General features: G+C 68.5%; 27 protein-coding genes. 11 read left to right on the top strand and 16 right to left on the bottom strand.

Annotation, left to right across the window (positions count from 1 at the left end; all coding sequences use genetic code 11):
* Positions 1-28: 28 nt before the first annotated feature.
* Genes HDA45_RS09485 through HDA45_RS09475 form a run of 3 tightly spaced genes read left to right on the top strand, consistent with a single transcriptional unit; the run spans position 29 to position 2,362 of the window.
* Positions 29-523, top strand: coding sequence for a deaminase (locus HDA45_RS09485; protein ID WP_184893799.1), 495 nt, complete (start codon positions 29-31; stop codon positions 521-523).
* A gap of 34 nt (positions 524-557) precedes the next feature.
* Positions 558-2,000 carry an NCS2 family permease gene (locus HDA45_RS09480; RefSeq protein WP_184893798.1) on the top strand — a complete coding sequence of 481 codons (1,443 nt, stop codon included), beginning with the start codon at positions 558-560 and terminating at the stop codon, positions 1,998-2,000.
* Positions 1,991-2,362 carry an allophanate hydrolase-related protein gene (locus tag HDA45_RS09475; RefSeq protein ID WP_184893796.1) on the top strand — a complete coding sequence of 124 codons (372 nt, stop codon included), beginning with the start codon at positions 1,991-1,993 and terminating at the stop codon, positions 2,360-2,362. The genes HDA45_RS09480 and HDA45_RS09475 overlap by 10 nt, the downstream gene beginning before the upstream one ends.
* Positions 2,363-2,423: 61 nt before the next feature.
* Here HDA45_RS09475 and HDA45_RS09470 read toward each other — a convergent pair whose 3' ends face one another.
* Positions 2,424-3,113 carry a hypothetical protein gene (locus tag HDA45_RS09470; RefSeq protein WP_184893794.1) on the bottom strand — a complete coding sequence of 230 codons (690 nt, stop codon included), beginning with the start codon at positions 3,111-3,113 and terminating at the stop codon, positions 2,424-2,426.
* Between the two features lie 102 nt (positions 3,114-3,215).
* The gene (locus HDA45_RS09465; RefSeq protein ID WP_452039137.1) at positions 3,216-3,791 is read right to left on the bottom strand and encodes a TetR/AcrR family transcriptional regulator; all 576 of its coding nucleotides are present in this window, start codon (positions 3,789-3,791) and stop codon (positions 3,216-3,218) included.
* 133 nt (positions 3,792-3,924) lie between these two features.
* Between HDA45_RS09465 and HDA45_RS09460 the strand changes: the two genes are divergently transcribed.
* Entirely contained in the window at positions 3,925-4,923 is a 999-nt protein-coding gene (locus tag HDA45_RS09460) for an SGNH/GDSL hydrolase family protein (RefSeq protein ID WP_184893792.1), read from the top strand.
* A gap of 114 nt (positions 4,924-5,037) precedes the next feature.
* Positions 5,038-6,567 (top strand): alpha/beta hydrolase, encoded by a 1,530-nt coding sequence (locus HDA45_RS09455; RefSeq protein ID WP_184893790.1) that lies wholly within the window; start codon positions 5,038-5,040, stop codon positions 6,565-6,567.
* A gap of 278 nt (positions 6,568-6,845) precedes the next feature.
* On the opposite strand, the gene pucL is transcribed toward HDA45_RS09455, so the two are convergent.
* Genes pucL through HDA45_RS09435 form a run of 4 tightly spaced genes read right to left on the bottom strand, consistent with a single transcriptional unit; the run spans position 6,846 to position 9,071 of the window.
* Positions 6,846-7,724, bottom strand: a complete 879-nt coding sequence (pucL, locus tag HDA45_RS09450; protein WP_184893788.1) for a factor-independent urate hydroxylase — start codon at positions 7,722-7,724, stop codon at positions 6,846-6,848.
* A 6-nt stretch (positions 7,725-7,730) separates the two neighbouring features.
* Positions 7,731-8,048 carry a hydroxyisourate hydrolase gene (gene uraH / locus HDA45_RS09445; RefSeq protein WP_184893786.1) on the bottom strand — a complete coding sequence of 106 codons (318 nt, stop codon included), beginning with the start codon at positions 8,046-8,048 and terminating at the stop codon, positions 7,731-7,733.
* Positions 8,045-8,536 carry a 2-oxo-4-hydroxy-4-carboxy-5-ureidoimidazoline decarboxylase gene (gene uraD / locus HDA45_RS09440; protein ID WP_184893784.1) on the bottom strand — a complete coding sequence of 164 codons (492 nt, stop codon included), beginning with the start codon at positions 8,534-8,536 and terminating at the stop codon, positions 8,045-8,047. The genes uraH and uraD overlap by 4 nt, the downstream gene beginning before the upstream one ends.
* Positions 8,537-8,594: 58 nt before the next feature.
* Complete coding sequence (locus HDA45_RS09435; RefSeq protein WP_184893782.1) at positions 8,595-9,071, bottom strand: helix-turn-helix domain-containing protein; 477 nt, start codon at positions 9,069-9,071, stop codon at positions 8,595-8,597.
* A 103-nt stretch (positions 9,072-9,174) separates the two neighbouring features.
* On the opposite strand from HDA45_RS09435, the gene allB reads away from it, so the two are divergent.
* Positions 9,175-10,503 carry an allantoinase AllB gene (allB, locus tag HDA45_RS09430; RefSeq protein ID WP_184893780.1) on the top strand — a complete coding sequence of 443 codons (1,329 nt, stop codon included), beginning with the start codon at positions 9,175-9,177 and terminating at the stop codon, positions 10,501-10,503.
* A gap of 1 nt (position 10,504) precedes the next feature.
* Positions 10,505-11,521, top strand: coding sequence for an allantoicase (alc, locus tag HDA45_RS09425; protein WP_184893778.1), 1,017 nt, complete (start codon positions 10,505-10,507; stop codon positions 11,519-11,521).
* Here alc and HDA45_RS09420 read toward each other — a convergent pair.
* On the bottom strand, positions 11,512-11,688 hold the full coding sequence (locus HDA45_RS09420; RefSeq protein WP_184893777.1) for a hypothetical protein: 177 nt from the start codon (positions 11,686-11,688) through the stop codon (positions 11,512-11,514). The two genes, alc and HDA45_RS09420, sit on opposite strands and share 10 nt — an antisense overlap.
* A gap of 108 nt (positions 11,689-11,796) precedes the next feature.
* On the opposite strand from HDA45_RS09420, the gene HDA45_RS09415 reads away from it, so the two are divergent.
* Positions 11,797-13,914 carry a DNRLRE domain-containing protein gene (locus HDA45_RS09415; RefSeq protein ID WP_184893775.1) on the top strand — a complete coding sequence of 706 codons (2,118 nt, stop codon included), beginning with the start codon at positions 11,797-11,799 and terminating at the stop codon, positions 13,912-13,914.
* A 3-nt stretch (positions 13,915-13,917) separates the two neighbouring features.
* Here HDA45_RS09415 and HDA45_RS09410 read toward each other — a convergent pair whose 3' ends face one another.
* Genes HDA45_RS09410 through HDA45_RS09380 form a run of 7 tightly spaced genes read right to left on the bottom strand, consistent with a single transcriptional unit; the run spans position 13,918 to position 20,881 of the window.
* Entirely contained in the window at positions 13,918-14,394 is a 477-nt protein-coding gene (locus HDA45_RS09410; RefSeq protein ID WP_184893773.1) for a CoA-binding protein, read from the bottom strand.
* The gene (locus HDA45_RS09405) at positions 14,391-15,680 is read right to left on the bottom strand and encodes an O-acetylhomoserine aminocarboxypropyltransferase/cysteine synthase family protein (protein ID WP_184893771.1); all 1,290 of its coding nucleotides are present in this window, start codon (positions 15,678-15,680) and stop codon (positions 14,391-14,393) included. The genes HDA45_RS09410 and HDA45_RS09405 overlap by 4 nt, the downstream gene beginning before the upstream one ends.
* 54 nt (positions 15,681-15,734) lie before the next feature.
* Positions 15,735-16,919 (bottom strand): hypothetical protein, encoded by a 1,185-nt coding sequence (locus tag HDA45_RS09400; RefSeq protein ID WP_184893769.1) that lies wholly within the window; start codon positions 16,917-16,919, stop codon positions 15,735-15,737.
* A 24-nt stretch (positions 16,920-16,943) separates the two neighbouring features.
* Positions 16,944-18,296 carry a hypothetical protein gene (locus HDA45_RS09395; protein ID WP_184893767.1) on the bottom strand — a complete coding sequence of 451 codons (1,353 nt, stop codon included), beginning with the start codon at positions 18,294-18,296 and terminating at the stop codon, positions 16,944-16,946.
* Entirely contained in the window at positions 18,293-18,757 is a 465-nt protein-coding gene (locus tag HDA45_RS09390; RefSeq protein WP_184893765.1) for a hypothetical protein, read from the bottom strand. Before HDA45_RS09390 ends, HDA45_RS09395 begins: the two co-directional genes overlap by 4 nt.
* Complete coding sequence (locus HDA45_RS09385; protein ID WP_184893763.1) at positions 18,754-20,094, bottom strand: hypothetical protein; 1,341 nt, start codon at positions 20,092-20,094, stop codon at positions 18,754-18,756. Before HDA45_RS09385 ends, HDA45_RS09390 begins: the two co-directional genes overlap by 4 nt.
* Positions 20,078-20,881, bottom strand: coding sequence for a hypothetical protein (locus HDA45_RS09380; protein WP_184893761.1), 804 nt, complete (start codon positions 20,879-20,881; stop codon positions 20,078-20,080). Before HDA45_RS09380 ends, HDA45_RS09385 begins: the two co-directional genes overlap by 17 nt.
* 312 nt (positions 20,882-21,193) lie before the next feature.
* On the opposite strand from HDA45_RS09380, the gene HDA45_RS09375 reads away from it, so the two are divergent.
* On the top strand, positions 21,194-21,529 hold the full coding sequence (locus tag HDA45_RS09375; RefSeq protein WP_343072038.1) for a helix-turn-helix domain-containing protein: 336 nt from the start codon (positions 21,194-21,196) through the stop codon (positions 21,527-21,529).
* Positions 21,530-21,768: 239 nt separating this feature from the next.
* Here HDA45_RS09375 and HDA45_RS09370 read toward each other — a convergent pair whose 3' ends face one another.
* Together HDA45_RS09370 and HDA45_RS09365 are read right to left on the bottom strand one after the other, a co-directional pair.
* Positions 21,769-22,383, bottom strand: a complete 615-nt coding sequence (locus tag HDA45_RS09370; RefSeq protein WP_184893758.1) for a (2Fe-2S)-binding protein — start codon at positions 22,381-22,383, stop codon at positions 21,769-21,771.
* Positions 22,383-23,243 (bottom strand): putative RNA methyltransferase, encoded by an 861-nt coding sequence (locus HDA45_RS09365; protein WP_184893756.1) that lies wholly within the window; start codon positions 23,241-23,243, stop codon positions 22,383-22,385. The genes HDA45_RS09370 and HDA45_RS09365 overlap by 1 nt, the downstream gene beginning before the upstream one ends.
* 175 nt (positions 23,244-23,418) lie before the next feature.
* Between HDA45_RS09365 and HDA45_RS09360 the strand changes: the two genes are divergently transcribed.
* Positions 23,419-24,813, top strand: coding sequence for an ammonium transporter (locus tag HDA45_RS09360; RefSeq protein ID WP_184893754.1), 1,395 nt, complete (start codon positions 23,419-23,421; stop codon positions 24,811-24,813).
* Complete coding sequence (locus tag HDA45_RS09355) at positions 24,810-25,148, top strand: P-II family nitrogen regulator (RefSeq protein ID WP_005154745.1); 339 nt, start codon at positions 24,810-24,812, stop codon at positions 25,146-25,148. The genes HDA45_RS09360 and HDA45_RS09355 overlap by 4 nt, the downstream gene beginning before the upstream one ends.
* Positions 25,149-25,156: the final 8 nt, after the last annotated feature.

Genomic DNA, 25,156 nt, shown 5'->3' with positions numbered 1-25,156 from the left:
CGTACTTTTTCGAGCTAGGAGCACATCCGTGAGTACCCGTCTGTCCATTTCGGAATCCGGCGAGCAGAAATGGCTCGCCGAAGCCGTCCAGCTGGCCACCACGAACGTCGAACGCGGCGGTGGCCCGTTCGGCGCGATGATCGTCCGGGACGGTTCGGTACTGGCCACCGGGACCAACCAGGTGACGCCGACACTCGACCCGACGGCGCACGCCGAGGTGGTCGCGATCCGCGCGGCCTGCCAGGCGATCGGTGACTACAAACTCGACGGCTGCGTCCTCGTGACCTCCTGCGAACCTTGCCCGCTCTGCCTTTCCGCCGCGCTCTGGGCACGCGTCGGCAAGGTCGTCTACGCCGCGGACCGCCACGACGCGGCCGAGGCCGGTTTCGACGACCGTGAGTTCTACGACCTCTTTTCCCGCCCGCGCGAGACCTGGTCACTACCCGTCGGCCAACTGTCCCTTCCGGATTCTTTCGCGCCTTTCCAGGCCTGGCTGTCGAAACCCGACAAGAAGGCTTACTGAGTTTCTTCCCGCCCCACAACGTTGTGGAGTAGGCATGACCCAATTAGGTACAGAGCGTCCCCACCTGCCCTCGTCCGAGCCGAGGCGGCTGTCCGGGCTCGACCGCTGGTTCAAGATCTCCCATCGCGGCAGCACGGTCGGCCGCGAGGTGCGCGGCGGGATCACCACGTTCGTCGCGATGTGCTACATCGTGTTGCTCAACCCGCTCATCCTCGGCGCGTCGGCGGACATCACCGGCGCGCGGCTGAGCACCGAGGCGATCACCACCGCGACGGCGCTGGCGGCGGGCGTCACCACGATCCTGATGGGACTCGTGGGCAACGCGCCGCTGGCGCTCGCGGCGGGCCTCGGCGTCAACGGTGTCGTCGCCTTCCAGATGGCGCCGACCATGACGTGGGCGCAGGCCTTCGGGCTCGTCGTCCTCGAAGGCGTCTGCATCGTGTTCATGGCCGTTTCCGGTGTCCGGGAACGGATCATCAACGCGATCCCGATGCCGCTCAAGGTCGCGATCACCGTCGGCATCGGGCTCTACATCGCGCTGGTCGGCCTGGTCAGCGCCGGTTTCGTCACGCGGACACCCGACTCCGCGCAGTCGACCGTGCCGGTGCGGATGGGGATCGCCGGCCATCTCGAAGGCTGGCCGATCGCGATCTTCTGCCTCGGCCTGCTGCTGATGATCGTGCTCGTGAGCCGCGGCGTACCCGGTGCGGTGCTGATCAGCATCGCCGTCGCGACCGGGCTCGCGGTGCTGGTCAACAGCGTGTTCCGTGTCGAGGGCTGGGGGCTGGTCGAACCCAAGGTGCCCGACCAGGTCGTCGCCCATCCCGACTTCAGCCTGCTGGGGGACATCGACCTCTTCGGCGGCTTCGCGTCGGCGGGCGCGGTGACGGCGGCGGTGTTCCTGTTCACGCTGGTGCTTTCCGGGTTCTTCGACGCGATGGGCACGATCACCTCCGTCTCCGAAGAGGCCGGGCTGGTCAAGGACGGCAAGGTCGAAGGCATGGGCCGGATCCTGCTGGTCGACGGCGCGGGCGCGCTCGCGGGCGGTGTCACCGGATCGGCGCCGAACACGGTCTTCCTGGAGTCGGCGGCGGGCGTCGGTGAAGGCGCGCGGACCGGGCTGGCGAGCATCGTCACCGGCGGACTGTTCACCGCGACCCTGTTCCTGACCCCGCTCGCGGCGGTCGTCCCGGCGCAAGCCGCGGCACCCGCGCTGGTGGTCATCGGCGGGATGATGATGGCCCAGTGCGCGCGGATTCCCTGGCGGGACCTGGACTTCGCGATCCCGGTGTTCCTGACCATCGCGCTGATCCCGTTCACCTATTCGATCACCAACGGCATCGGCGCCGGGCTGGTCGCCTACGTGCTGATCAAGATCTGCAAGGGCAAGATCCGCGAGATCGGCTGGATCCTCGGGGTGCTGGCCGCGGTGTTCGGGGTGTACTTCGGAATCGAAGGGATCATGTCGTGGTTCTGATGTTCCTCAACGGCGGCGGGATGCGCGGCGGCCCGCTGCACGAACAGCTGCAGGGTGCGCCGTTGTGCTGCGTCGCCCGATCCGCGCCGAAGTATCACTACTTCTCGGTGGGGGACCGGTTCCCGGCGATGCACGCGGGCGGTTCCGGCTCCGTGGTCGGAGAGGTCTACGACCTGCCGCTCGTGGTCCTGCGGGAGCATCTCGTCCCCGCGGAGCCACCGGAACTGGAGCTGGGGGTCATCGAACTGGAGGACGGCGCGGCCTGCCTCGCGACCGTCCTGCGTTCGTCCTTTGTGGACTCCGAAGACCTGACGGACATCACGGCCGTCGGCGACTGGCGGGCGTATCTCGCGTCCCGCTAGCTGTCCGTGAAGGCCTCCTTCCCTACCTTGAGAGTAGGGAAGGAGGCCTTCACGGAACGAGTCAGAGCACGAAGACGAGGTCGCTCGCCGCCGCGTGGAACATCTCGGGCGTGCCCGCGTAGAAGGCCCGCCAGGCGCCGGGCTTGCGGTGTTCGGCCGAAGCCGCGTAGGCCCAGGTGGTGCCGTTCCAGGTGGCTTCCACCGTCGCCGCCGTGGTCCAGCGATAGGTGCTGAACGAGAAGTACTGGAGCTCGACCGGGATCGGGTTCGCGGTGTACTGGCCGGGGAAGTCGATCGTGCCGGAGCCGGTCACGGCCTTGGCCGCGCCGCGGCCCGCCGCGAACGACGTGATCTTCGCCGGGTGGAGCACGACGATCTTCGCGGTGTCGGCGCGCGAGTCCGCGATCGCCGGGTCGGCGGAGAAGAAGTCGGCGTGGAAGTTGCCGGTGCGGATCGGGGTGAGGGTCGCGCTGTACGCGCCCGTGGCGTCGGTGACCGGCTTGGCCTGGGCCTCGCCGCAGAAGCCGTTGAAGCAGAAGGAAATGCCCACCTCGGCGCCCGCGATCGGGGTGGCGTCGGGTTTCGTGAGCTTCCCGGAGATCGTGACGGTCTTGCCGGCGTCGATCTTGGTGCTGCTGGTGGTCGTGGTGAGGGTGGACGGCTGGACCTCGACCGCGGACGCGGGCACTGCGCCCGCGGTCAGCAGGGCGGCGGCCGCGATGGTGCCGATCACGAGCTTCCTGATGATCATGTGCTCCCCAAACGGAATTCGGCTCTGGCGAACGCTAGGTCGGCCGGAAGTCGTTGTCCGTTGCGGGGAAACCCCGGTGTTCAGCAACCGGCCGTCGGTGCTTCACGCATCGGGGAGCAACGTGCGTGCCAGCGCGACCGACGACAGCCCCGCGACCTCGAGCGCTTCGGTGTTACGCAGCGATCGGCTCAACACGAACGCCCCTTCGAGGCTGTTCACCAACGCGATCGTGAGCTGCCGCGCGGCCGCGGGTCCGAGGCCGTACTTGCCCAGCTTCTCGGTACCGGTCTCGATCCAGGCGGTGAAGACGTCGGCCGTCGCGATCCGCAGCTTCTCGTTGGTGCTCGCGACCTCGAGCGCGACCGTCGCGATGGGGCACGCGTCGGCGTAGTCGGTCGCTTGCAGCGTCTCGGCGGCGCTCGCGAAGCACGCTTCGATACCGTGGATCAGGTCCGGCTCTTCGGCGAAGAAGATCTCGAACAGCGCGAGGTACATCATCCCGGAGGTACGGATGATCTCCTCGCCGAGCTGCTCCTTGCCACCGGGGAAGAAGTGGTAGAGCGAACCGAACGGCGCTTTCGCGGCCTCGACGATCTGCTTGACCCCGGTGCCGGTGTATCCGTTGCGCCTGAGCAGCTCGGCGCCGGCGTTCACGATGCGTTCCCGCGTTCCTGTCACGCCCACATGATAGAGCGTTCTATCAAGTCGCGTTCTCACCCCTGAAACGTGAAAGATGCTCACTTCTATTGTGGACGGAGGTGGGAACTTGTCAGGATCGGTCGGTAGTCCAACGACGGATCACGAGGTCGCCATGCGCCGTACCGCCCGACTTGTCCTCGCCACGCTTCTGGCGGTGGTCTCCCTGGTGAGTTTGGGGACACCGGCGAGCGCCGCCGAGCCCCCGTCCTTCCGCAAGTACGTCGCGCTCGGCGACTCGTACACCGCGGGTCCGCTGATCCCGTGGCAGCAGGCGAGCTGGTGCTTCCGGTCGAACAACAACTACCCGGCCTGGCTCGCCACCAAGCTCGGGCTCTACTACCAGTCGGGCGCCTTCACCGACGTCAGCTGTTCGTCGGCGGACACCACGAACATGACCACTCCGCAGACGGTGCCTTCGCCGAGCCTCGCGCTCGGGTCGGTGCCCGCGCAGTTCGACGCGCTGACCCTGGACACCGATCTGGTGACCATCGGCATCGGCGGCAACGACTACGGAGTCTTCGGCAGCCTGATCGGCACCTGCCCCGAGCTGCGCGACGAAGACCCGACCGGCTCGCCGTGCAAGGACCACTTCACGATCAACGGCAAGGACACGCTGCTCGCCGCGCTCAAGAACACCGAGAAGAACCTCGAACGCGTGATCAAGGGTGTCCGGGAACGTTCGCCCGCCGCCACCATCGTGCTGGTCGGGTACCCGAGGATCGTGCCGTCGAAGGGTTACTGCCCCAGCGTGGTCCCGTTCGCCGACGGCGACTACGCCTGGGCCGACGAGGTCGAGCGCGCGCTCAACAAGGCCGTCTCCACCGCCGCCCGCAAACAGGGCGCCCGCTACATCGACACCTACGGGCCGAGCCGCGGTCACGACGCCTGTTCCGGTGACGCGGCGTGGGTCAGCGGCAAGGACACCAACCTCTTCCGCGCTGTCGCGTATCACCCGTACGCGGCGGGGATGAAGGCCGAAGCCGACCTGATCTTCAAGGCGCTGGGCGGGACAGCCGCGGCGTCCACGAAGGCGCCGGACGCGCGGAACGCGACCACTTCGGACGAACTCCAGCGCAAAGCCGCCGCGGCGGGCCTTGTGCCGCGGTCCTAACCGTCCCTCAACCCTTGGTTCACCTTCCGGCGCTACCTGCGGTCGATGTTCGCGTGGTGTGCCCGGCCCTAGCGTCGGGAGCCGTTGGGAAACCGAGGAAAAAGGGGGCAGCAGATGAAACGGCTACTGACCGCCGGGGTGATCCCGGTGGTCGTGGGCGGGCTGCTCGCCGGAGCCTTGCCGGCTTCGGCGAGCACGCTGAACACGACGAACATCCCGGGCCGCTACACCGGCCAGACACTGGATTGGCATCCCTGCGCGGCGGAGGAGCTGGTCACGTTGCCGCCGGGCACCGACATCGGCGGACTCGAATGCGCGTCTTATCGCACCCCTCGCGACTGGGACCGCGCGAACGAGCGGCAGGACCTGACCATCGCGGTCAGCAGGATGAAGTCGACCGGACCGTCGACGGCGTCGGTGCTCACCAATCCTGGTGGGCCGGGCGCCCCCGGCCGCTGGTTCCCGGTGACGTTCCGCGGGCAGGACAAGCTGCGCGAACACCAGGACGTCATCGGCATCGACGTCCGCGGGACGGGCAAGAGCACCAACGTCACCTGCCGGGGCACCGCCGACCTCGTCCGGCAGCTGGACCCGCGTGACCGGGATCCGCGCAACCTGAACCAGATCCTGGCCAACGCGGAGCACGTGGCGAAGTCCTGTCAGTCCGCCGGTGGCGAACTCGGGCCGCTGATCACCACCTACCAGACGATCAAGGATTTCGACCTGCTCCGGGTGCTGCTCGGCCGGGAGAAGATCAACTGGGTGGGGTACTCGGGCGGCACCTGGCTGGGGGCGCACTACGCGCAGCAGTTCCCCCAGCGGACCGGGCGGTTCGTGCTGGACTCCTCGACGGAGTTCACCACGACGTGGCAGAACTCGTTCAACCGGCAGCCGGTCAGCTTCGAGCGGCGCTGGCGGCAGGACTTCCTGCCGTGGATGGCGCGCTACGACGCCAAGTACCACTTCGGCACCAGCGGCGAAGAGGTTCGGCAGACCTATGAACGAGTCCGCTACGCCTTGTCCCGCAACCCGATGGACGGGAAGGGACCGATGCAGCTCGAGTCGGTCATGGTCTACCTGCTGTACAAGAAGGCGAGTTTCCCGGCACTGGCCGACCTGATGGTCAAGGTCCGGGACGCGATGGAAAACCCGCAAGCGAAGGCCGGCGCCAAGGCAGCTTTCGACGCCGCGGGTGACTTCTCCGACGCGGGGGACGCCACCTTCTGGAACACCCTCTGCGGCGAAGGGCGCTTCGTCGGCACCCGCGAGTCGCTGATCCGCGATTCCCAGCGGAACCTCGACCGCGGTCTGCTCATGGCGGGCGGTGGCACTTTGAACGCGTCGGTCTGCCTGTTCTGGGACAAGCAACCGCGTCCGCTGCCGAAACTGGACGGCAAGGGAGTGCCGCCGGTGCTGATCGTCCAGTCCGAGCACGATCCGGGCACGGCGATCGAGGGCGCCCGGCGGGCACACGCCGGGTTCGCGAATTCGCGGATGCTGACCGTGACGGGTGAGGGTGACCACGGGCTCTACGCCGACGGTAACCCGGCCGTGGACAAGATCGTGGACGCCTACCTGGTCGACGGGGTCGTTCCCGCCGACCAGAGCGTCCCCGGGATGCCGCTGCCGGTTCCTGCTCCGTAGCGAGGGCCTCGGCTCAGTTCGGTGCTGTCTGCGGGCAGGCGGTGTCGCGAAAGCCACTTTCGCAACGTTGAAGGTTGCGAAAGTGGCTTTCGCAACGTGTTGTGCGGCGGGGTCGCGTGGCTGGTGGGGAAGGTGCAGGCGGGCGGCCTCGCACGCAGTCAGGCAGTCTGGCCGGGTTGTGCGGCGGTGTCGCGAAAGCCACTTTCGGGACATCAGACGTCTCGAAAGTGGCTTTCGCGACACCCGAAGCCGGCACGCGGGCGAGCGAAGTTCCGCGGTTAGAAGGCGGCGAGGGTGTGCCAGGCCAGACCGGCGTCCTCCGCGTCATCGCGGAGGACCACACCCTCGATCAGGCCGTACGGACGGTCGGCGGCGTAGAAGACCTCGTTGTCGTTCTTCAGCCCGAACGGCGACAGATCCACCAGGAAGTGGTGCTTGTTCGGCAGCGAGAGCCGGACTTCGGCGACCTCTTCCCGTTCGTTGAGCACAGCCTCTCCCATCGCGTACAGCGTTTGCTGCAGGGAGAGGCTGTGCTTGTCCGCGAAGGTCTCCAGCAGGATCCGCCGGACTTCGGCGTGGCTCGTGGCCCAGTCGATCCCGTCGCCCTGGTAGCGCCAGCGCGCGGTCACGGCGGTCGCCAGGATCCGGTCGTTCGTCTCGGCCAGCGTCGTGTACTCGTCGCGCGGGAAGCCGTGGAATTCCGAACCGGTCGACTTGAGCACGACGAGATCGTCCAAACCGGACACAACCCAGGCTTGACCGTCCTGAATGGTCACCGCGGTCGTGCGCTTTTCGCTGCCCGCCTGGGAGAACGCGTGGTCGTGCCCGGAGATGCGGTTCCAGCCGTGCTCGTCGATCAGGACCCGGGCGCCGGAGATGTGTTCGAACGAGTCGACGAAATGCCGTCCGAGACGCAGGGCGAAGTCCTCGATCTCGCCGACCGGGGCCTCTTTGGCGAAGGCGTAGACGGTGTTCTTCTGGGTGTCGGTCGCGACGACGTCGGCGTTGTCGCCGGTGAGGTGTGTGGCCGCGAGGTCGCCGCGCAGCGACGTCGAAACGGTGAGGTCCTTGAGGTGGTGGACGGTGCCTTCGCGCCGCACGGTGACGAGCCGGACTTCGGCCTTGCCGTACTGGTTGGGGCCCAGGGTGATGGCCACGGGCGATCAGCTCCCTCGATAGGTGGAATAGGCGAACGGGCTCAGCAGCAACGGCACGTGGTGGTGCTCGGTCCCGTCGGCGATGCGGAAGGTCAGGGTGACTTCGGGGAAGAAGGAGTCCGGGCCGAGGTGGGCGCCGGTGTCGAAGACCAGCCGGTACACCCCGGGGTCCAGGGTTTCCGGGCCGAGGTCGCGGATCCGGCCGTCGGCGTCGGTCCGCCCTTCGGCGACGGGGTCGCCCGCGCCGGTTTCGAGCCGGACTCCGACGCCGGCCGCCGGTCGTCCCGCGGCGGTGTCGAGGATGTGCGTGGTCACCAGGCTCATGACGTCACCGCCTTTTCCAGCCGCAGCGCGGCGATCGCGGCCAGCTCTTGGCCTGCCACTTCGAGTTCCTTCTCCGGATCGTTCGAGAGCCTCGAACGCAGGTTCTCCAGCAGTTCGGCGCCGCTCCGGCCGCTCGCGCAGACCAGGAACACGTGCCCGAACATCGCTTCGTACTCGGCGTTGGCCGCGGCGAACTCGCGCGCCGCGGCACCGTCCACACCGGACTGTTCCGAGCGCGACCAGCCGGCTTCGGTGCTTTCGCCGCCTGTTTTCTCCCCGATCCGGGGATGGGCGGCCATCGCTCGCCGGACCTCGTCGGGGCGCAGTGGGGTGAGCGCCTCGGATGCGGCGAGCAAGGCGGCCAGATCGCCGTAAGGGCGCCTGGCCAGCAGGGTTTCCACCCAGCGTGGGACGTCGAGGCAGGCTGTCAGCACCGGCCGGACGTCCTGTGCGGGTGCCTGGTCGAACTCTCGAATGGTGAGCGGCACGGGAACTGACGGTACGGCGACGCTTCCGTCTCCGTCAACATTTTGTTGAAAAGGGCCTTCAGTCTTGGTCGCGGTTGAGGTAGTTGTAGACCGTGAACCTCGTGACCCCCAGTGCCTCGGCGACGGTCGACACCGATTTGCGGAGGCCGAAAGCGCCGCGTTCCTTGAGCAGCCGCACCGCGCGCTGCTTGGCGGCGCGGTCGAGGGTGTCGAGTTTGCCGCCCAGTTCGCGTTCGACGTCGCCGATGAGCCGGGCGAGCGCGCTGTGCAGTTCGACGGCGGGCTCGCTCGAGCCTTCGCCGATCTGGCGGAGCTGGAGGGTCACGCGGGTCGCGCCGCCGTCGAGTGCCGCCCTGGCGATGGCGGGGAGCGCGTCGAGCAGGGTGTCGGCGTCGCCGCGGACGAGGGTGCCGAGCGGGCCGAATTCGGTGGACAGGCCCGCGTCTTCCGCCATGTCGCGGGCTTTGACGGCATGCTCGGGTGGCGGACCCTCGCCGTGGAACGGTTCGCTGGTGAACTCGGCTTCTAACTGCACCAAGCGAAGGTAGCGCCGCTGACGCTCATTGACGAGCACGGTGGCCAGAGTTAATGTCGGAGTGCGAAACCTCGATTCCACTCAGTGGAAATTGGGAGTATCTATGGACTTGGTGATCAAGGCTGCTCGAGCTGTGACGGCCGCCGGAGAGGTACCCGCGACGGTCGGCGTCGAAGGCGGCCGCATCGTCGCGGTGGAGCCGGCCGGAGCCGTGCTGGACGGCGATCGGGTGCTCGAACTCGGCGGAGACGTCGTCCTGCTGCCGGGTCTCGTGGACACCCACGTGCACGTCAACGATCCGGGCCGCAGTGAGTGGGAGGGTTTCGCCTCGGCGACCCGCGCGGCCGCGGCGGGCGGGGTCACCACGATCGTGGACATGCCGCTGAACAGCCTGCCGCCGACGGTCGACGTCGCGGCGCTGGAGGTGAAGCGCAAGGCCGCCGAGGGCCGCGTGCACGTCGACGTCGGGTTCTGGGGCGGCGCGATCCCGGGCAATCTGGCGGATCTGCGGGGTCTGTACGAGGCCGGGGTGTTCGGCTTCAAATCGTTCCTGCTGCATTCCGGCGTCGACGAGTTCCCGCCGCTCGACGCGCGCGGGCTCGAAGAGGCGATGACCGAACTGCGGACCTTCGACGGCATGATCATCGTGCACGCGGAGGACTCCGACGCGATCGATCACGCGCCCGACCCGCACGGCGAGAAATACGAAGACTTCCTGCACTCGCGCCCGCGCGGCGCGGAGAACGTCGCGATCGCGCAGGTCATCGAGCTCGCCAGGAAGACCGGGGTGCGCGCGCACATCCTGCACCTGTCCTCTTCGGACGCGCTGCCCATGGTGGAGAGCGCGCGGCGCGACGGCGTCCGGCTGACCGCCGAGACCTGCCCGCACTACCTGAGTTTCACCGCGGAGGAGATCGGCGACGGGGCGACGCAGTTCAAATGCTGCCCGCCGATCCGCGAGGCCGGGAACCGCGAACTGCTGTGGCAGGGCCTCGCGGACGGCGTCATCGACTGCGTCGTGACCGACCATTCGCCGTGCACACCGGAGCTGAAACGCTTCGACAGCGGCGATTTCGGGCTCGCCTGGGGCGGGATCGCCGGGCTGCAACTCGGTCTGCCCGCGGTCTGGACGCAGGCGCGCCAGCGCGGATTCGGGCTCGCCGACGTCGTCCGCTGGATGGCCGAACATCCGGCCGCGCAGGCGGGGATGCGCCGCAAGGGCCACCTCGCGCCGGGCTACGACGCCGACTTCAGCGTGTTCGCGCCCGACGAGGCTTTCGTCGTCGACGTCGCGAAATTGAAGCACCGCAACCCGGTCAGCGCCTATCACGGACGCCCGCTCGCCGGCGTCGTGCGGAGCACGTGGTTGCGGGGCGAGGAGATCACCGGTGACGACCCGGCAGGCGTCCTGCTGACCCGGGGAGACTGCTGAGATGGAGGAGACCGTGAACGACCGTCCTGAGTGGACAGCACTGCCCGATCTGGCCTCGCGCAAGTTCGGGGGGACCGTGATGTGGGCGACGGACGAGTTGTTCGCCGAGAAGGAGAACCTGGTCAATCCCTGGACACCCGCGCACCGGGCGGAGACCTTCGGCCCCAAGGGCCAGGTCTACGACGGCTGGGAGACCAGGCGGCACCGCGAGCCCGGCGACGACCAGGCCGTCGTCCGGCTCGGCCTCGGGGGAGCGATCACCGGCGTCGTCGTCGACACCGCGTTCTTCAAGGGGAACTACCCGCCGTTCGTCTCCGTCGAGGCTTGCGCCGTCGAGGGGTATCCCAGCGCGGCCGAACTGTCCGAAATGGACTGGGACGTGCTCGTGAAGCGCGGCGCCGCGGCGGGGCATACGGAGAACTTCTTCGAGATCGGCGGGAGCAAGCGCTACACGCATGTCCGGCTGACCATGCATCCGGACGGCGGCGTCGCCCGGCTGCGGGTGCACGGCACGCCGATCCCGGACCCGGGTCTGCTGGATCCCGGCGCGCTCGACCTCGCGGCACTGGAGAACGGCGCGATCGTCACCGGATGCAGCAACATGTTCTATTCCTCGCCCAACAACCTCTTCTCGCCAGGGCTCGCCGCGCATCAGGCCGAGGGCTGGGAGACGGCGCGGCGCCGGGACGACGGGAACGACTGGGTCACCGTCCGGCTCGCCGGCGCGGGTGTCGTCCGGTTCGCCGAGTTCGACAACAGCAACCTGAAGGGCAACGCGCCCGGCTGGGCGGCGTTGAGCGGGCGAGACGGCGACGGCGAGTGGGTCGAGTTGCTGCCGAAGACGCGGTTGCAGCCGGACACGCGGCACCGGTTCGCGCTCGCTTCGGGACCTGAGGTGACCGAAGTCCGTCTCGACGTCTACCCCGACGGTGGCATGGCGCGTCTACGCCTCTTCGGCGCCCTGACCGATCGAGGTCACGCAGACCTCGCTTCGCGCTTTGAGAGTGCTCAGGGCTGAGCGCCGGGCCGGTTCAGGTACGCGGAGAACAACGAGAGGACGATCCCGACCGAGAAGATCGCGGTGAGCCACCAAGCCCCGCTGATGGACAGGTTCCATACCAGGGCACCCGCCATGAGCAGTGCCATGACGATGTTCCTGAGCTGCAGCGGAGTCGGTTTGGCCATACCGCCACCCTCTCACGCGTCCGGATTTTTTCGAGCGGCGGGCAACCCCGTGGGTGTGACATGCGTAAGCGGTGTGTCAACTTGTCACCCACGACTGGGGAGATCGAAGTGTCAGTCGAAACCCGAAGAATCCCGCGGCGGGGCCTCGCGCTTGTCGCCGCGTGCCTGGCCGGGAGCGCCGTGTTCGCCGCTCCCGCGCAAGCGACGTCGCCCGAAACCGTGGCGCGATCGCAGAACAAGCCTGTCGAGATCCTCTCCGAGCGTACGGAGAACTCGGCCACCTTCGCCAATCCCGACGGCTCCCGCACCACGCAGGTGCACGGCGGCCCGGTCCACGTCCGTCGCGGCGGTGACTGGGTCCCCGTGGACCTGACGCTGGTGAAGGGCGCCGACGGTCTCGTCCGGCCGAAGGCGCATCCGCGTGATCTCGTGCTGGCGGGCGCGAGCGGCAAGAGCGGGGACCTCGCCACCGTCCAGAGCCGGGACGGGAAGGTCGCCCTGCAGTACCCGGGCGCGCTGCCCGAGCCGGTGCTGGCCGGTGAGGTCGCGACCTATCCGGAGGTCCAGCCCGGCGTCGACCTGCAGGTCAAGGCCACGCGGACCGGTTTCGAGCAGTTCTTCGTCGTCAAGCGCCGTCCCGAGGGCGCGCTGAGTTTCGCCCTCCCGCTGCGGGCCACCGGGCTCACACCGCGCACCGACGCGGACGGGAACACGGAACTCGTCACGGCGTCCGGCGCGGTGGTGGGCAGCGTGCCCGCCGCCGAGATGTGGGACTCGCGGATCGACCAGCGCAGCGGCGACCCGGCCGAGAAGGTGAAGGTCGGGAAGGTGATGTCGGCCAAGGAGCGGGGGACCCTCGGGCTGAACGTGACGCCGGACGCGGGGTACTTCGCCGACCCGGCGCGGTCGTATCCGGTCATCGTCGATCCCGGTGTCTCGGTGTGGACGAACTTCGACACCTTCACGCAGTCCAACATCGCCACCACCGACCAGTCGGGTGCCACCGAACTCCGCATCGGCACCTACGACGGCGGAGCGACGAAGGCGCGCTCGTATCTCCACTTCGACGTGTCCCGGTTCCGGGGCGCGGAGATCGAGTCGGCCACTTTGGCCTTGTGGGGCAACCACTCCTACTCGTGCTCGGCGCGCAACTGGGAGATCTGGGACACCGACCAGGTCGGCACCGGCACCCGGTGGGCGAACCAGCCGGCGCCCCTCACCCGCTGGGCGACGACGAACGCGACCCGCGGCTACAGCGCGGCCTGTGCGGCCGATTGGGTCCGGACGCCGATCGGGAATCTGATCGGCGCCTGGGCGGGCGCGGGGGTCACGACCGGTTCGATGGTGCTGAAGGCGGAGGACGAGGCGGATTCGTTCGGCTGGAAGAAGTTCTCGTCCAGTGAGGGTGGCAAGTCGCCGTTCATCGAGGTGACGTACCGGAACCAGCGGCCGAACCCCGCCGCCGGGCACGACATCTCGGACCGCGTCGACTCCGGTGGCGTCACCTACACGAAGTCCCTGACTCCGACGCTGCGCTTCACGCCGACGGACCCCGACGGCGGCAACGTCACCGCCGTCTTCTACGTCTACGAAGGCGAAACGATGATCGGGGACTTCTGGCAGTGGGACGTCCCGTCCGGCACCACGGCGACGTGGACGGCACCTCCGGGACTGCTGCAGGAAGGCCACAGCTATCGGTTCCGGGCCACCACCTTCGACCCGGGCGGGGAGTTCGGCGACGACGCGTGGGTCTCGCTGCAGGCGGTGTCGAGCGGGCTCTACGCCGACGTCGCCGCGTGCGGCTGGAACAACGGGACCAAGGTGCAGCAGTGGCCGTCGAACGGCGCGGACTGCCAGAAGTTCTTCCCGTGGGGCACCGGTGACGGCTACTACCAGTTCCGCGCCAAGCATTCCGGGCAGGTGCTGGACAACACCGGCTGCAGTACGGCCAGCGGCAACCCGGTGACCACCTACGACCGCGTCGCGGGCGCGTGCCAGAAGTGGACGATCGAACCGCAGGGCGTCGGCACCGGGGTGTACCGGTACGCCGTCCAGAACGCGGGCAAACTACTCGACCAGGGCTGCACCGCGGGCCAGGGATCGCCGCTGTTCATCTGGGACCGCGTCCCGGGGCGCGGCTGCCAGAACTGGCGGATGCCGGTGTCCCCGGCGAACGGCGTCACCGTGCAGTGGCTGCCGTTCACGGTGAACACCGCGGCGGCGTAGCGGTCAGGGGGCGGACTGGCGGCGGGAGCTGATCACGCCGGTGTTGAAACCGGCGAGGTGGAGCCCACCGGCGAACCGGGCGTGCTCGATCTTGACGCAGCGGTTCATCACCACGTCCAGTCCGGCCTCCTTGGCCTGGTCGGCGACGGCTTCGTGCCAGAGCCCCAGCTGGAGCCAGAGCGTGCGCGCTCCGCCCTTGACGACCTCCTCGGCGACGCCGGGGAGGTCGTCGTGCTTGCGGAACACGCTGACCAGGTCGACCTCGCCGGGCACGTCGGCCAGCGACGGGTACACCGGTCGCCCGAGGAGTTCGTCCAGCCGCGGGTTCACGAAGTTGACCTGGTACTCGCTGGAGGAGAGCAGGTACGTCGCGACGAAGAAGCTCGGCCTCGCCGGATTGTTCGAGGCTCCGACGATGGTCACCGACCTCGTCCGCGAGAGGAGGCGGCGGCGTTCGACCGCGCCGACGTCGTAGCTCATCCGGCCACCGCCTTGCCGAGTGCCTGATCGAGATCCCACAGGATGTCCTCGACGTCCTCCAGGCCGATCGACAGGCGGATCAAGTCCGCCCCGACGCCGGCCGCGCGCAACCGGTCTTCCGAAAGCTGCTGGTGCGTGGTGGACGCCGGGTGGATGACCAGCGTCCGCGCGTCCCCGACGTTCGCCAGATGCGACAGCAGTTCGACGGAGTTCACGAACGTCTCCCCGGCCGCGCGGCCGCCTTCGACACCGAACGAGAACACGGCGCCCGGCCCGGCGGGCAGGTACTTCTTCGCCCGGTCGTGATGCGGGTGATCCGGCAGGCCCGCGTAGTTCACCCAGGCCACCCGCGGATCCGCGGCGAGGTACTCCGCGACGGCTCGCGCGTTGGCGACGTGGGCGTCCATCCGCTGCGGCAGGGTCTCGACGCCCTGCAACAGCAGGAAGGCCGAGTGCGGGGAGAGGACGGCGCCGATATCGCGCAGCTGCTCGGCGCGGAGCCGGGTGCAGAAGGCGTACTCGCCGAAGTTCTCCCAGTACTTCAGGCCGCCGTAGCTCTCGACGGCCTCGGTCATCCGCGGGAACTTCCCGTTCCCCCAGTCGAACTTCCCGGATTCGACGACCACCCCGCCGAGCGTGGTGCCGTGCCCGCCGAGGAACTTCGTCGCGGAATGCAGAACGATGTCCGCGCCGTGTTCGATCGGACGGCACAGGTACGGCGTCGCGAGGGTGGCGTCTACGACCAGCGGGATGTCGTGCGAGTGCGCGAGCGCGGCCAGCCCGGCGAGGTCGGCGATCCCGCCACCGGGGTTGCCGATGACCTCGGTGAAGATCAGCTTCGTCCGGTCGGTGATCGCGGCGGCGTAGTCCTCGATGCGGTCTCCGCTGACGAAGGTGGTCTCGATGCCGAAGCGCCGCAGCGTCCCGGTGAGTTGCGTGACCGTCCCGCCGTAGAGTCCGCCCGCCGAGACGATGTGGTCGCCCGCCTCGGCGAGTGCGGAGAAGGTCAAGAACTCGGCCGCCTGACCGCTGCTGGTGGCGACACCGCCGATCGCGCCTTCGAGGCTGGCCAAGCGTTCCTCGAAGGCCGCGACCGTCGGATTGCCGATGCGGCTGTAGACGTTGCCGTACTTCTGCAGCGCGAACAGGTTCGCCGCGTCGGCCGCGTCCTCGAAGACGAAGCTCGTGGTCTGGTAGATGGGCACGGCGCGGGCGCCGGTCGCCGAGTCGGGCGTCCCGCCCGCGTGCAGGGCGCGGGTGCGGAAGCCCCAGGTGCGTTCACTCATCGCGCCCGACGCTACCTCGCGTCCCACCCCGTGACCATCGTTCCCAGCACGTGGCTATGTGCGGTCCAGGGTGATCACGGTGCCCGGACGGTGGCCGTTCCGGCGCGGGGTGACCGGACGTTGTTCGGAGCGGGCCACCGCGACCCCGGCAGGCCGGTGCCTGTCGATCGGCAGCACCTCCCGCGAGTTCGTCCTGTCGGCCAGCCGCAGGGACTGTGCCGAGGTCAGCCACTCTTCGGCGGGCTCCGCGATCTCGAGCAGCAACGCCTCGAACTCCGACCTGGTGGTCTCGAGGATGTGCGGCGCAGCGAGCCAGCGCAGCACCTGCCGCCCGGTGACCGCCATCCGCTGCCGCGGTGAGGACACCAGCCGCTGGTCGAAGTAGCGGATCAGCACCTCGTCCACGGTGTCCCAAGCGTTGGAGGCGCCGAACAGGTCCAGCACGTCCTCCGAGCCGAGGATCTTGAACGCCTCCGTCAGCAGCTGCATGACCTCCACTCGCAGTACGTTCAGGTGGCCGTACGAGGTGAACTTGAGGTTGTTCCGCAGGTCCAGCCCACTGCGCCGGACGACCGCGACACTGCCGAAGCTCGGGTCGTACGCGCGTTCCCTGACGACGTCGGAGATGCGCTTGTCCCGCCAGAACAACGCGACCTGGTTGGAGAACTGCGTGAACAGCTGGTGGAAATCGGTGTTCGGCCGCGAGTTCGCCGAGCCGAGGCCCTTGCCGTAGCCGAGCACGCGCCGATACGCGCTCACGCGGTCCCGGCGGGTGTAGCGCAGGACATCCCGCCTGTCGAACCGGTACAGGCCGAACGCGCCGGGGCCGTCCGAAAGCCGGATGGCGCCGCCCTGGAACAGCTCCTGCAGTTTCTGCACCACACGGAACACGCCGATCCGTTCGTGCTGATACAGGTAGTACAGATCGCCGACCGCGATGACCCGTTCCGAGGCGACGGTCTCGTCGTAGGCGTCGATACCCGGCGGCATGGCCGTCGCGCCGAGGTCCGCGGCCGAACCTTCGCCGAGACCGACGAGCTGTGCGATCCCGCCGTCCGCCGGCCCCGGTTTGGCCCGCTGTTCGGCCTCGACGGCGGTGAGCATGTCGTCCAGCTGCTTGAGGACCGCGTCGCCGAGTTTCGGATCGCTGCCCAATTCGTTGGCGAGCTTCCCGGCGACCTGGCCGCGCAGTGCCGCGACCCGGTCGAAGAGTTCCCGGTATTCCTTTTCCGTGCCCATCGTGTTCCTCCCGTACGGGTCCGGCTACTGCCCGGTCCGTTTGCGCGTGGTCCGGGGTTTCGGCGGTTCCTCCGCCTCGGGTGGTGACTGCTCTTCCTGGAAGCCGAGTCCTTCACGGAGCTCGGCGACGGACGGCACCGTCGGTGTCCGCCCGGACGGCTGCGTGAGCTGCGGGGTGGGCGGCGCGGGCAGACCCGGCCCGGACGACGACGGCGAGCCGTTCCGCCCGATCGGTTCGGCGATCCGGACGACCTCCTGCAGATGGTCGTCGAGTTCGTCGATGGCCCGTTGCACACGGGAGCTGAAGAAGCCCGGGGGAAGGGAGGCGCGGAAGTTGCCGGGCACGTCCCCGTTGGGACCGCCGGGGTTCTGCCGGGGAAGGTTCGTCACGATCCGCTGCAGCCGTTTCGCGATCTGGATGAACGACGTGCTGACACCCTCCTTGCCCGCCGATTCGATCAGCTTGCCGCCCTCGAAGGCGGCGAACTCGCGGACCCAGCGCAGCAGCCCGCCGAGCGACATGGTCCCGCCCACCGGATCGGGGACTCGGAGCACTTCGAGGTCCTCCTGCTGGATGAAGACCGACCGCAGCATCGCGACGACCTCGTCGACCTGGGCCGCCGTCGCGGACAACAGCTGCGAGAGCGCGACCACGGCGGGACCGAAGAACGGCTGGCCGCCCGCCGGCTGCGAGTACGGATCGATCTTGTCGCGTGCGTCCTGCCAGCCCCTGAACAACGAGACCACCCAATCCGCCAGTGTGATGAAGGAGGTCTGGATCCGCTCCTCCTCGATCGTGTTGACCTTGCCCGAGACCAGACCGAGCTCGTCCCTCAGCTGGCCGAGGTGCCCTTGCACCGGGTTGCCGCCGTTCCCGAGCAGCAGCAGGAAGAGCTGATCGACCCGCGCCACGCGGATCAGCGGGCTCTCCAGCTCCTGCCGGATCTGTTCGAGGTCGTGCCGGACCAGGGCCCGGTAGCTGTCGGCGTTCTCGGGATCCGTGTCCGTCCTCAGTGGACGGAGCGAGTCGAGCAGTGCCAGCGAGTCCTTGACCGCGCTCCGGGCACGGGCCGCGAGCGAGGCCTGGCCGCCGGTGACGGCGCCGAGGTCGGCTTGGATCGCGTACCCGCGTGGAGTCCACTTGGCCTCGGTGCGCCCCTGGACTTCTTTCAGCTCGAAACTCCCGGTCAGCGCCGCCACGAAGCCCTTGGTGTCGCCCTCGCGCCACTTCCAGCCGAGCGCGTCGCTGATCGTCTGTTCGGCGAGTTTGCCGGGTGCCGCCGCCTGCGGTGGGTACTGCCCGGTCGACAGCGGATACGCGCTGTCGATGTCGTGTGCACGCGGCAACGTCGCGCCGCGGTCGTCGTCGATGGTCATCGGGTCGCCCCACATCCCTTGAATTCGGCCAGTTCCACTGCTTCACGCCAGCACCGCACCATCGCGTCCTCCGCCGCGGACAAGGCGGTGGCGCACTGGTCCGCTCCGGCGCGGAAGCTCTTCGCCCAGCCCCGCCATTCCTGTTCCCGTCCGTGCACCGCGCGCAGCAGTCCGGAAACCGCGTGGTGCGAACGGCACTGCCCATCCACCCGTCGCCGCAGCTTCAGCAGCGACGACGCCGTGGTGTACAACGATTCCGCGCTCACCGGACGCTGTGTGGCGCGTGTGGCCTCCTCGACCTCGCCGGTGCCGTCGAGGACCACTTCGGCGAGATGATCCGCCGCGGCGAGCCCGACGCCGGCGGGCCTGTCCTCGGCGACGCTGATCTCCAACGCCCGCCAGCAAGCGGCCACCAGGTTCACTTCCTTGCCCAGCCGGGAGAATTCGGTGTGGAGCGTCATCTCGCCCTCCTGCCGAGTTCTTCCATGAAGAAACCGAACAGTCTTCTCGGCGGCGCCATCCGTTCTTCGAGAGCGAACCGGACGGCGCCGATCAGGAATCGTTCCGGCACCACACCGGGGGAAACGCCGTCCGCCAGTCTTCCCGCGGCTTCTTCGATCATCGCCTGTTCCTTGGCTTCGAACCGCAGCACCTTCGCCAGGGGACGGTGGCCCAGCGAGGGGAACGAGGTGAAACACATCGCGTCCACCACCGCGGGGATCGCCTTGTCCGCCGTCTTCAGCAGCGCGGGTGGCGCGTTGATCAGCTTCGCCCTCGGGTACAGCCTGTGCCACATCGCCGCATAGGACTCCGCGTGCCGGGTGAACCCCATGCGGCGCAACAACTCCACCGAGATCTTCGCGCGGAGATACGGCACCGGATGCACCGCACGCGGGGTGAACCCCGTCGTTTCGAGTTCGGTCCGCCCGATGACGTCGAACAGCGAACCGACCACCGCCGGCCCGCCCAGCAACAGAGCGGACAGGTCGGCGAACGTCTCCCGGTTCCACCTGACCCAGACACCGGTGATCGCCCGCGGCACGCCGGCTTCGACGAGCCGCGCCCCCACCTGTAGCGGGATCGCCCTGGCCAGTCCCAGGTCGTTCTGCAGGTTGTGGCTCACCTCGTGCAGCACGGCGCCGAGCGTCCACGGATTCACCAGCCGGTGGTACGGGAGCTGGATCAGCGGAAAGGGGTTGAGCCGGTTTCCCAAGCGCCGCAAGGGGATCCCGCGTCGCGAGGTGGCCGGACCGGATCCGGTGCGCAGGTAGCAGAACGGTGGCGGGGTCGGGATCGACCGCCAGCTCCCGATCCCGAGGTAGGCGTACTGGTAGCAGTCGAGCGCCACCCTGTCGCAGGCCACCAGCCACGGGGCGAACGCGCCCTGCCGCTGGTTGAACAGATCGAGGTAGAAGTCCCAGACCCGTTCGGTGGTCCTGACCCAGTGCTGTGCCCTGGACTTCGCCCGCAACAGCCGTGCCAGCTCGGCCTGCCCCGGCCGTGCCACCGCCTCGTCCGCGGCGCGGCGGGCAGCGCGGGTGGCGGAGAACAACGGCTCCCGCAAGGTCGCCATCGTCCGGTTGACCGCCGCCAGATGGGCCCGGCTCGGACCGGTGGCCGGATCGCCGAACTCCGACCAGCGGAACGGCCGCAGCGCGTCCAGATGCCGTTCCACGTTGGTGGCCTGGGACAGGACCCAAGCCGTCAGCTCGTCTCCGGATGGCCTCGCCCGCCGGGATCCGGTGGACGAGGCCGCTTCACCGGATGTCGCGGGCCGCGTCTCAGCGGCGGCGCGCACGGCCGCGCGCCTTGCCGCGGCGGGCGGCACCCGAACCCGCCCGGGACCGCGTCTTGCGCCCTCCTCGGGCGGCGGGACGGCGGCGGCGCTGCTGAGGACGGCCGCGACGGCGCTGCTGGTTCCGCCGGTTCGCGGGCGCGTTCTGCGCGCTGTCCACGGTGTGGCCGACCAGCCTGCGCGTGATGTAGCGGGCGTTGATCGGGCGGCCGTCGGCGTACCGGCGCCCGACGTCGCGCGCGGTGCGCCCGATGATCTTCGGGATGTGCCGGACGGCGCGGCGTGTCGCGGGGTTGCGCCACAGCTTGCGGCCGAGGTTGACCGCGCCGCGGATCAGCTGCGGACCGTGCTTGATGATCTTCGGCGCCGCCCATTTCGCCGCCTGGAAGGCCAGGGGCGCGAGCGCGCCGAGGAAGGCTTCCGCCTCGTCCTCGGTCTCCGCGTTCTCGGCCTGGAAGGCCAGCTGAGCCATCATCTCGGCGTCGGGATAGACCCGCCGTCCCGGATGTGTGAAGTCCTCGTCCTCGGTTTCCAGTTCGAACTCGTCCTCGAGTTCGCGGACGACGGCTTCGAACTCGGACTCGAATTCGTCCTCGTACTCGCCGTAGACCTCGTCCTCCAGCTCGTCTTCGAGCTCCCGGGCCAGCCCGCCGACCTCGTCCTCGAACTCGTCCTCGTCTTCGAATTCGCCTTCCAGTTCGTCTTCGAGTTCGTTTTCGAACTCGGCTTCGAGTTCACGGCTCAGCTCGTCTTCCAGCTCGCCGTCCACTGCCGCATAGCCACGGCTCATAACCGTTCTCCTCTGCTCCGGTGAAAATCCGCGATCGCCGGCGCGGTGCGTCGGTGAGCACTGAACCGACACTGCCCGCGCACCGGGGGATACCGGTAGTCACACGTTCTTGTGTGACATGAACCGACTAGTTCGTACTTGTCACACAAATCGACGATGCGCTTTTCCTGTCGGAGGGGTTTGCTAGAGAGGGAGGGAGACCAAGAGGGGGGAGGCCGGTCTATGTCCATGGGCCCGGCAGTCGGATTTCCTGCGTCGGCGATACATGATCTCGCGCGACAGCGGACGAAGAGCGTTTCAGAAGACGAAGCCGTGCGAAATCTGGCGAGATCACTCGTACGGCTTGTCCTGGAACTGAATGACGGTGCCGCGGTACAGCGGAAACCGTTGCTCGACGTCACCGAGTACGGCGTCAGATGCCTGCTCGTACCGGTGACGCCGGAGCCGCACGACCTGCTCAGCCCGCGCGAGCACGAAGTGGCGCGCATGGTGGGCCGGGGTTACACGAACAAGCAGATCGCGGGCGTGCTGGAAATCAGCTTGAACACGGTTTCCGCGCATATGCGCCGGATCTTCACCAAACTGGGGGTCGGTTCCCGCGCGGCGATGGTGGCCGCGCTGACCGGGGAGAGTCTTGCCGCGGTGTGATCGGTACAGATGGTCGTGAGTGCGGTTGTGCGGTCGTCGGGTTGACGGTGAAGGATTTGGGACGTTCAACGTCCAGATTCCTTCATCGTCGGGAGGGACTCCAGTCTTCGACCTTGATCAAGGTCATGCCGGCCGACGATCGAGCGTGGAGGATTCGGGACGTTCAACGTCCCAAATCCTCCACCGTCGCGCAGACCCATCAGCCCCGGTTGATCAAGCCCTCTCGAAAAGCGTCGCCACTAGCCGAGAGCGGCCCGAAGACGCCGGTCCCGTTCCTCCGGCGTCTGCCGCGGACAGCTGGTGCACTTCGGATTCCCCGCTTCGTAGATCAGGCAGCACGACGCCCGGCGCACCACCGTGTTCCGCCCGACGCGGGAGAACCGCGGCTCCGGCATCCCGAGTCCGATCGCGGCCACGAGCGGCGCCGCCAGCGCGACGGCTCGTTCGGTGTCGCCGGTCCACAGCAGGCGGTTGCCGATCGAATCCGTCGCGATCGCGCCCAGCGCGCGCGGATTCGCCCCCGTGACGTCCGAGATCGTGCCGATCGCGGTGCTCAGTGTCCCGGCGAACGCGGCGCCGAGTTCGGCCAGGCCGCCGGGGAGGACCCGTGACGATCGCGCGCCCGTGAAGCGGCCGTCCGGGACGAGGTCGATGGTGACGGCGTCGAGCGACGGATCCAACGGCTCACCCCGCACGAGCGACTCGACTGACGGCGCGACGAGGACCGAGGAGAGCGAGTACCACCAGATCGTGCCGAGCACTTCGGGCTTGGAACAGCCGTAGAGCTTGGCGGCGCCGCCGATGCGGGCGCTGACCCAGGCGGTGTCGGCGAGCAAGGTCGCGGGTGCTTCCATCAGGGCACCGGCCGGTACAGCGTGACGCTGAACGACGTGGTGACGTCCACCGGCTCGGTGATCGCGTCGAGCCGCTCGCGGCGTCCGCCGCGGTGGAGGTGGTGCGCGCTCGGACCCATCTCGACGACCTGGCGGATCTGCGCGGGCGACAGCGTCACCCGTTCGGTGACCTCGCGGCGGTCCACCCGGTCGAAGCGCTCACCGAGGGTTTCCTCCAGCCGTGCGTCCTTGCCGCCGTCGACGGAGATCACCAGGTCGCCCAGCTCCCGGAGGTGGCCGGGATTCGGCGTCGCGACGGCCAGCAGCCCGTCGGCGGCCAGGACGCGGTGGAACTCCGGTGCGTTGCGGGGTGCGAAGACGTTGAGGATCAGCGACGAGCTCGAGTCCGCGACAGGCCAGGGTTCCCACAGATTCCACACGGCCGCGCTCGCGCGCGTGTGCGCGCGAGCGGCCCGGCGCAGGGCGACGGCGGAGACGTCGAGCGCCAGTCCGTGCGCGGCGGGGACGGCGTCGAGGACGTGCGCGAGGTAGTACCCCGTGCCCGCGCCGGCGTCGATGATCAGCCCGTCCTTCACCTGCTCCGAGGCCACCTTCGCGAGGGCGTCGGCGAGAGGCAGATAGACGCCCGAAGAGAGGAGGTCGACGCGAGCCGTGACCATCGGCGCGGTGTCCGCCGTGCCCGCCGGGATGCGCGCGTGCAGAAGGTTGACGTAACCCTGCTTCGCTACGTCGAACGAGTGGCCCCGTTCACAACGCACCGTGCGCTCGCTCGACCCGACCGGGTCACCGCAGACCGAACACCGCAGCGACCGGACGATCTCCGGTGGCAGTGGGTGATTGCCGGATGCACGCGCGTTCATGGGGCTATTCGACCACGAGGTTTCGCAACCGGACAGAACGCACCAGGTCTCCGGAAACCTGGACGTAACAACGCCGCACCGACAGTTCACGCGGGTGAAACCTGAATCGCCGCCCGAGGAAACACCCCGGTCCAAAGATTCCTGCGCAGTACACCCCAGGCACGGGAGGAAGATTGTGCTGAACGCAGGAGACACGGCATGGGTACTGATCAGCGCCGCGCTGGTCATGCTCATGACACCGGGATTGGCGTTCTTCTACGGCGGCATGGTCCGCGCGAAGAGCGTCTTGAACATGCTGATGATGAACTTCATCGCGCTCGCCGTCGTCGGTGTCCTCTGGACGCTGTACGGCTTCACGATGGCTTTCGGCAACGATATCGGCGGCGGATTGCTCGGTAACTTCGACTTCGCCGGACTCTCGAACATCTCCGGCAAACTCGCCGGGTTCGCGACCGCCGCGACCGACACCGCGCCCGAGGTCGCCTGGCCCGGCGCGGACGGGCTGCCGCTGTTCGCCTTCGTGATGTTCCAGCTGATGTTCGCGATCATCACGCCCGCGCTGATCTCCGGTGCCATCGCCGACCGCGCCAAGTTCTGGGGCTGGACGCTGTTCGTCGCGGTGTGGGTGACCATCGTGTACTTCCCGGTGGCGCACTGGGTGTTCTCGTTCAACGGCTTCATCGGCGCGGACTCGGTCGGCGGCTGGATCGCCAACCAGCTCAAGGCACTCGACTTCGCGGGCGGTACGGCGGTCCACATCAACGCCGGTGCGGCCGGTCTGGCGCTCGCGATCGTGCTCGGCAAGCGCAAGGGCTGGCCGAAGGGCACCGGACGTCCGCACAACGTGCCGTTCGTGCTGCTGGGCGCCGCGTTGCTGTGGTTCGGCTGGTACGGCTTCAACGCCGGTTCGTCGCTGGCCGCCAACGACCTCGCCGCCGTCGCGTTCACCAACACCACCGTCGCCACCGCGGCCGCGATCCTCGGCTGGCTGATCATCGAGCAGATCAAGGTCGGCAAGCCGACCACCCTCGGCGCCGCTTCCGGTGCCGTCGCGGGTCTCGTCGCGATCACCCCGGCCGCCGGATTCGTCAGCCCGCTGGGTGCCATCGCCATCGGCCTCATCGCCGGTGCCCTGTGCGCACTGGCGATCAGCCTCAAGTTCCGCTTCGGTTTCGACGACTCCCTCGACGTCGTCGGCGTCCACCTCGTGGGTGGTCTCGTCGGTACGCTGCTCATCGGCTTCTTCGGCACCACCAGCGTCAACTCGCTCGGCGTCGACGGCCTGTTCTACGGCGGCGGTCTCGGCCAGCTCGGCAAGCAGGCCCTCGCGGCCGCCGTGGTCCTCGGCTACTCGTTCGTGCTCACCTTCGTCATCGGCTGGGTGATCAAGAAGCTCGGCGGGTTCCGCGTCAGCGCGGAGGACGAGGTCAGTGGTATCGATGAGGCCCAGCACGCGGAGAGCGCGTACGACTTCACCGGTTCGGGCGGCGGCCTCGGCCAGCCGACCAGCATCCCGGTCAAGGCGCCCACCGGCAACGCGGCCACGAAACTCGAGGAGAGCAAGGCATGAAGCTGATCACCGCGATCGTCAAGCCGTTCACGCTCGACGACGTCCGCTCCGCGCTGGAACAGCTGGGCGTGCTCGGCATGACGGTCAGCGAGGTGCAGGGCTACGGCAGGCAGAAGGGCCACACGGAGGTCTACCGGGGCGCGGAGTACTCCGTGGACTTCGTGGCGAAGCTGAGGGTGGAGGTCGTCACTGACGACGCCAATGTCGAGAAGGTCCTCGACGCGATCACCACGGCCGCCCACACCGGCAAGATCGGCGACGGGAAGATCTGGGTGACGCCGGTGGAGACGGTGATCCGGGTACGGACCGGTGAACGCGGCTCGGACGCCCTATAGGCGTCACG

The organism is Amycolatopsis umgeniensis, from assembly GCF_014205155.1.
In the GTDB taxonomy this organism is placed as follows: domain Bacteria; phylum Actinomycetota; class Actinomycetes; order Mycobacteriales; family Pseudonocardiaceae; genus Amycolatopsis; species Amycolatopsis umgeniensis.
Note: the sequence above shows the minus strand (reverse complement) of the source record. Positions and strands in the feature narration are given on the sequence as shown.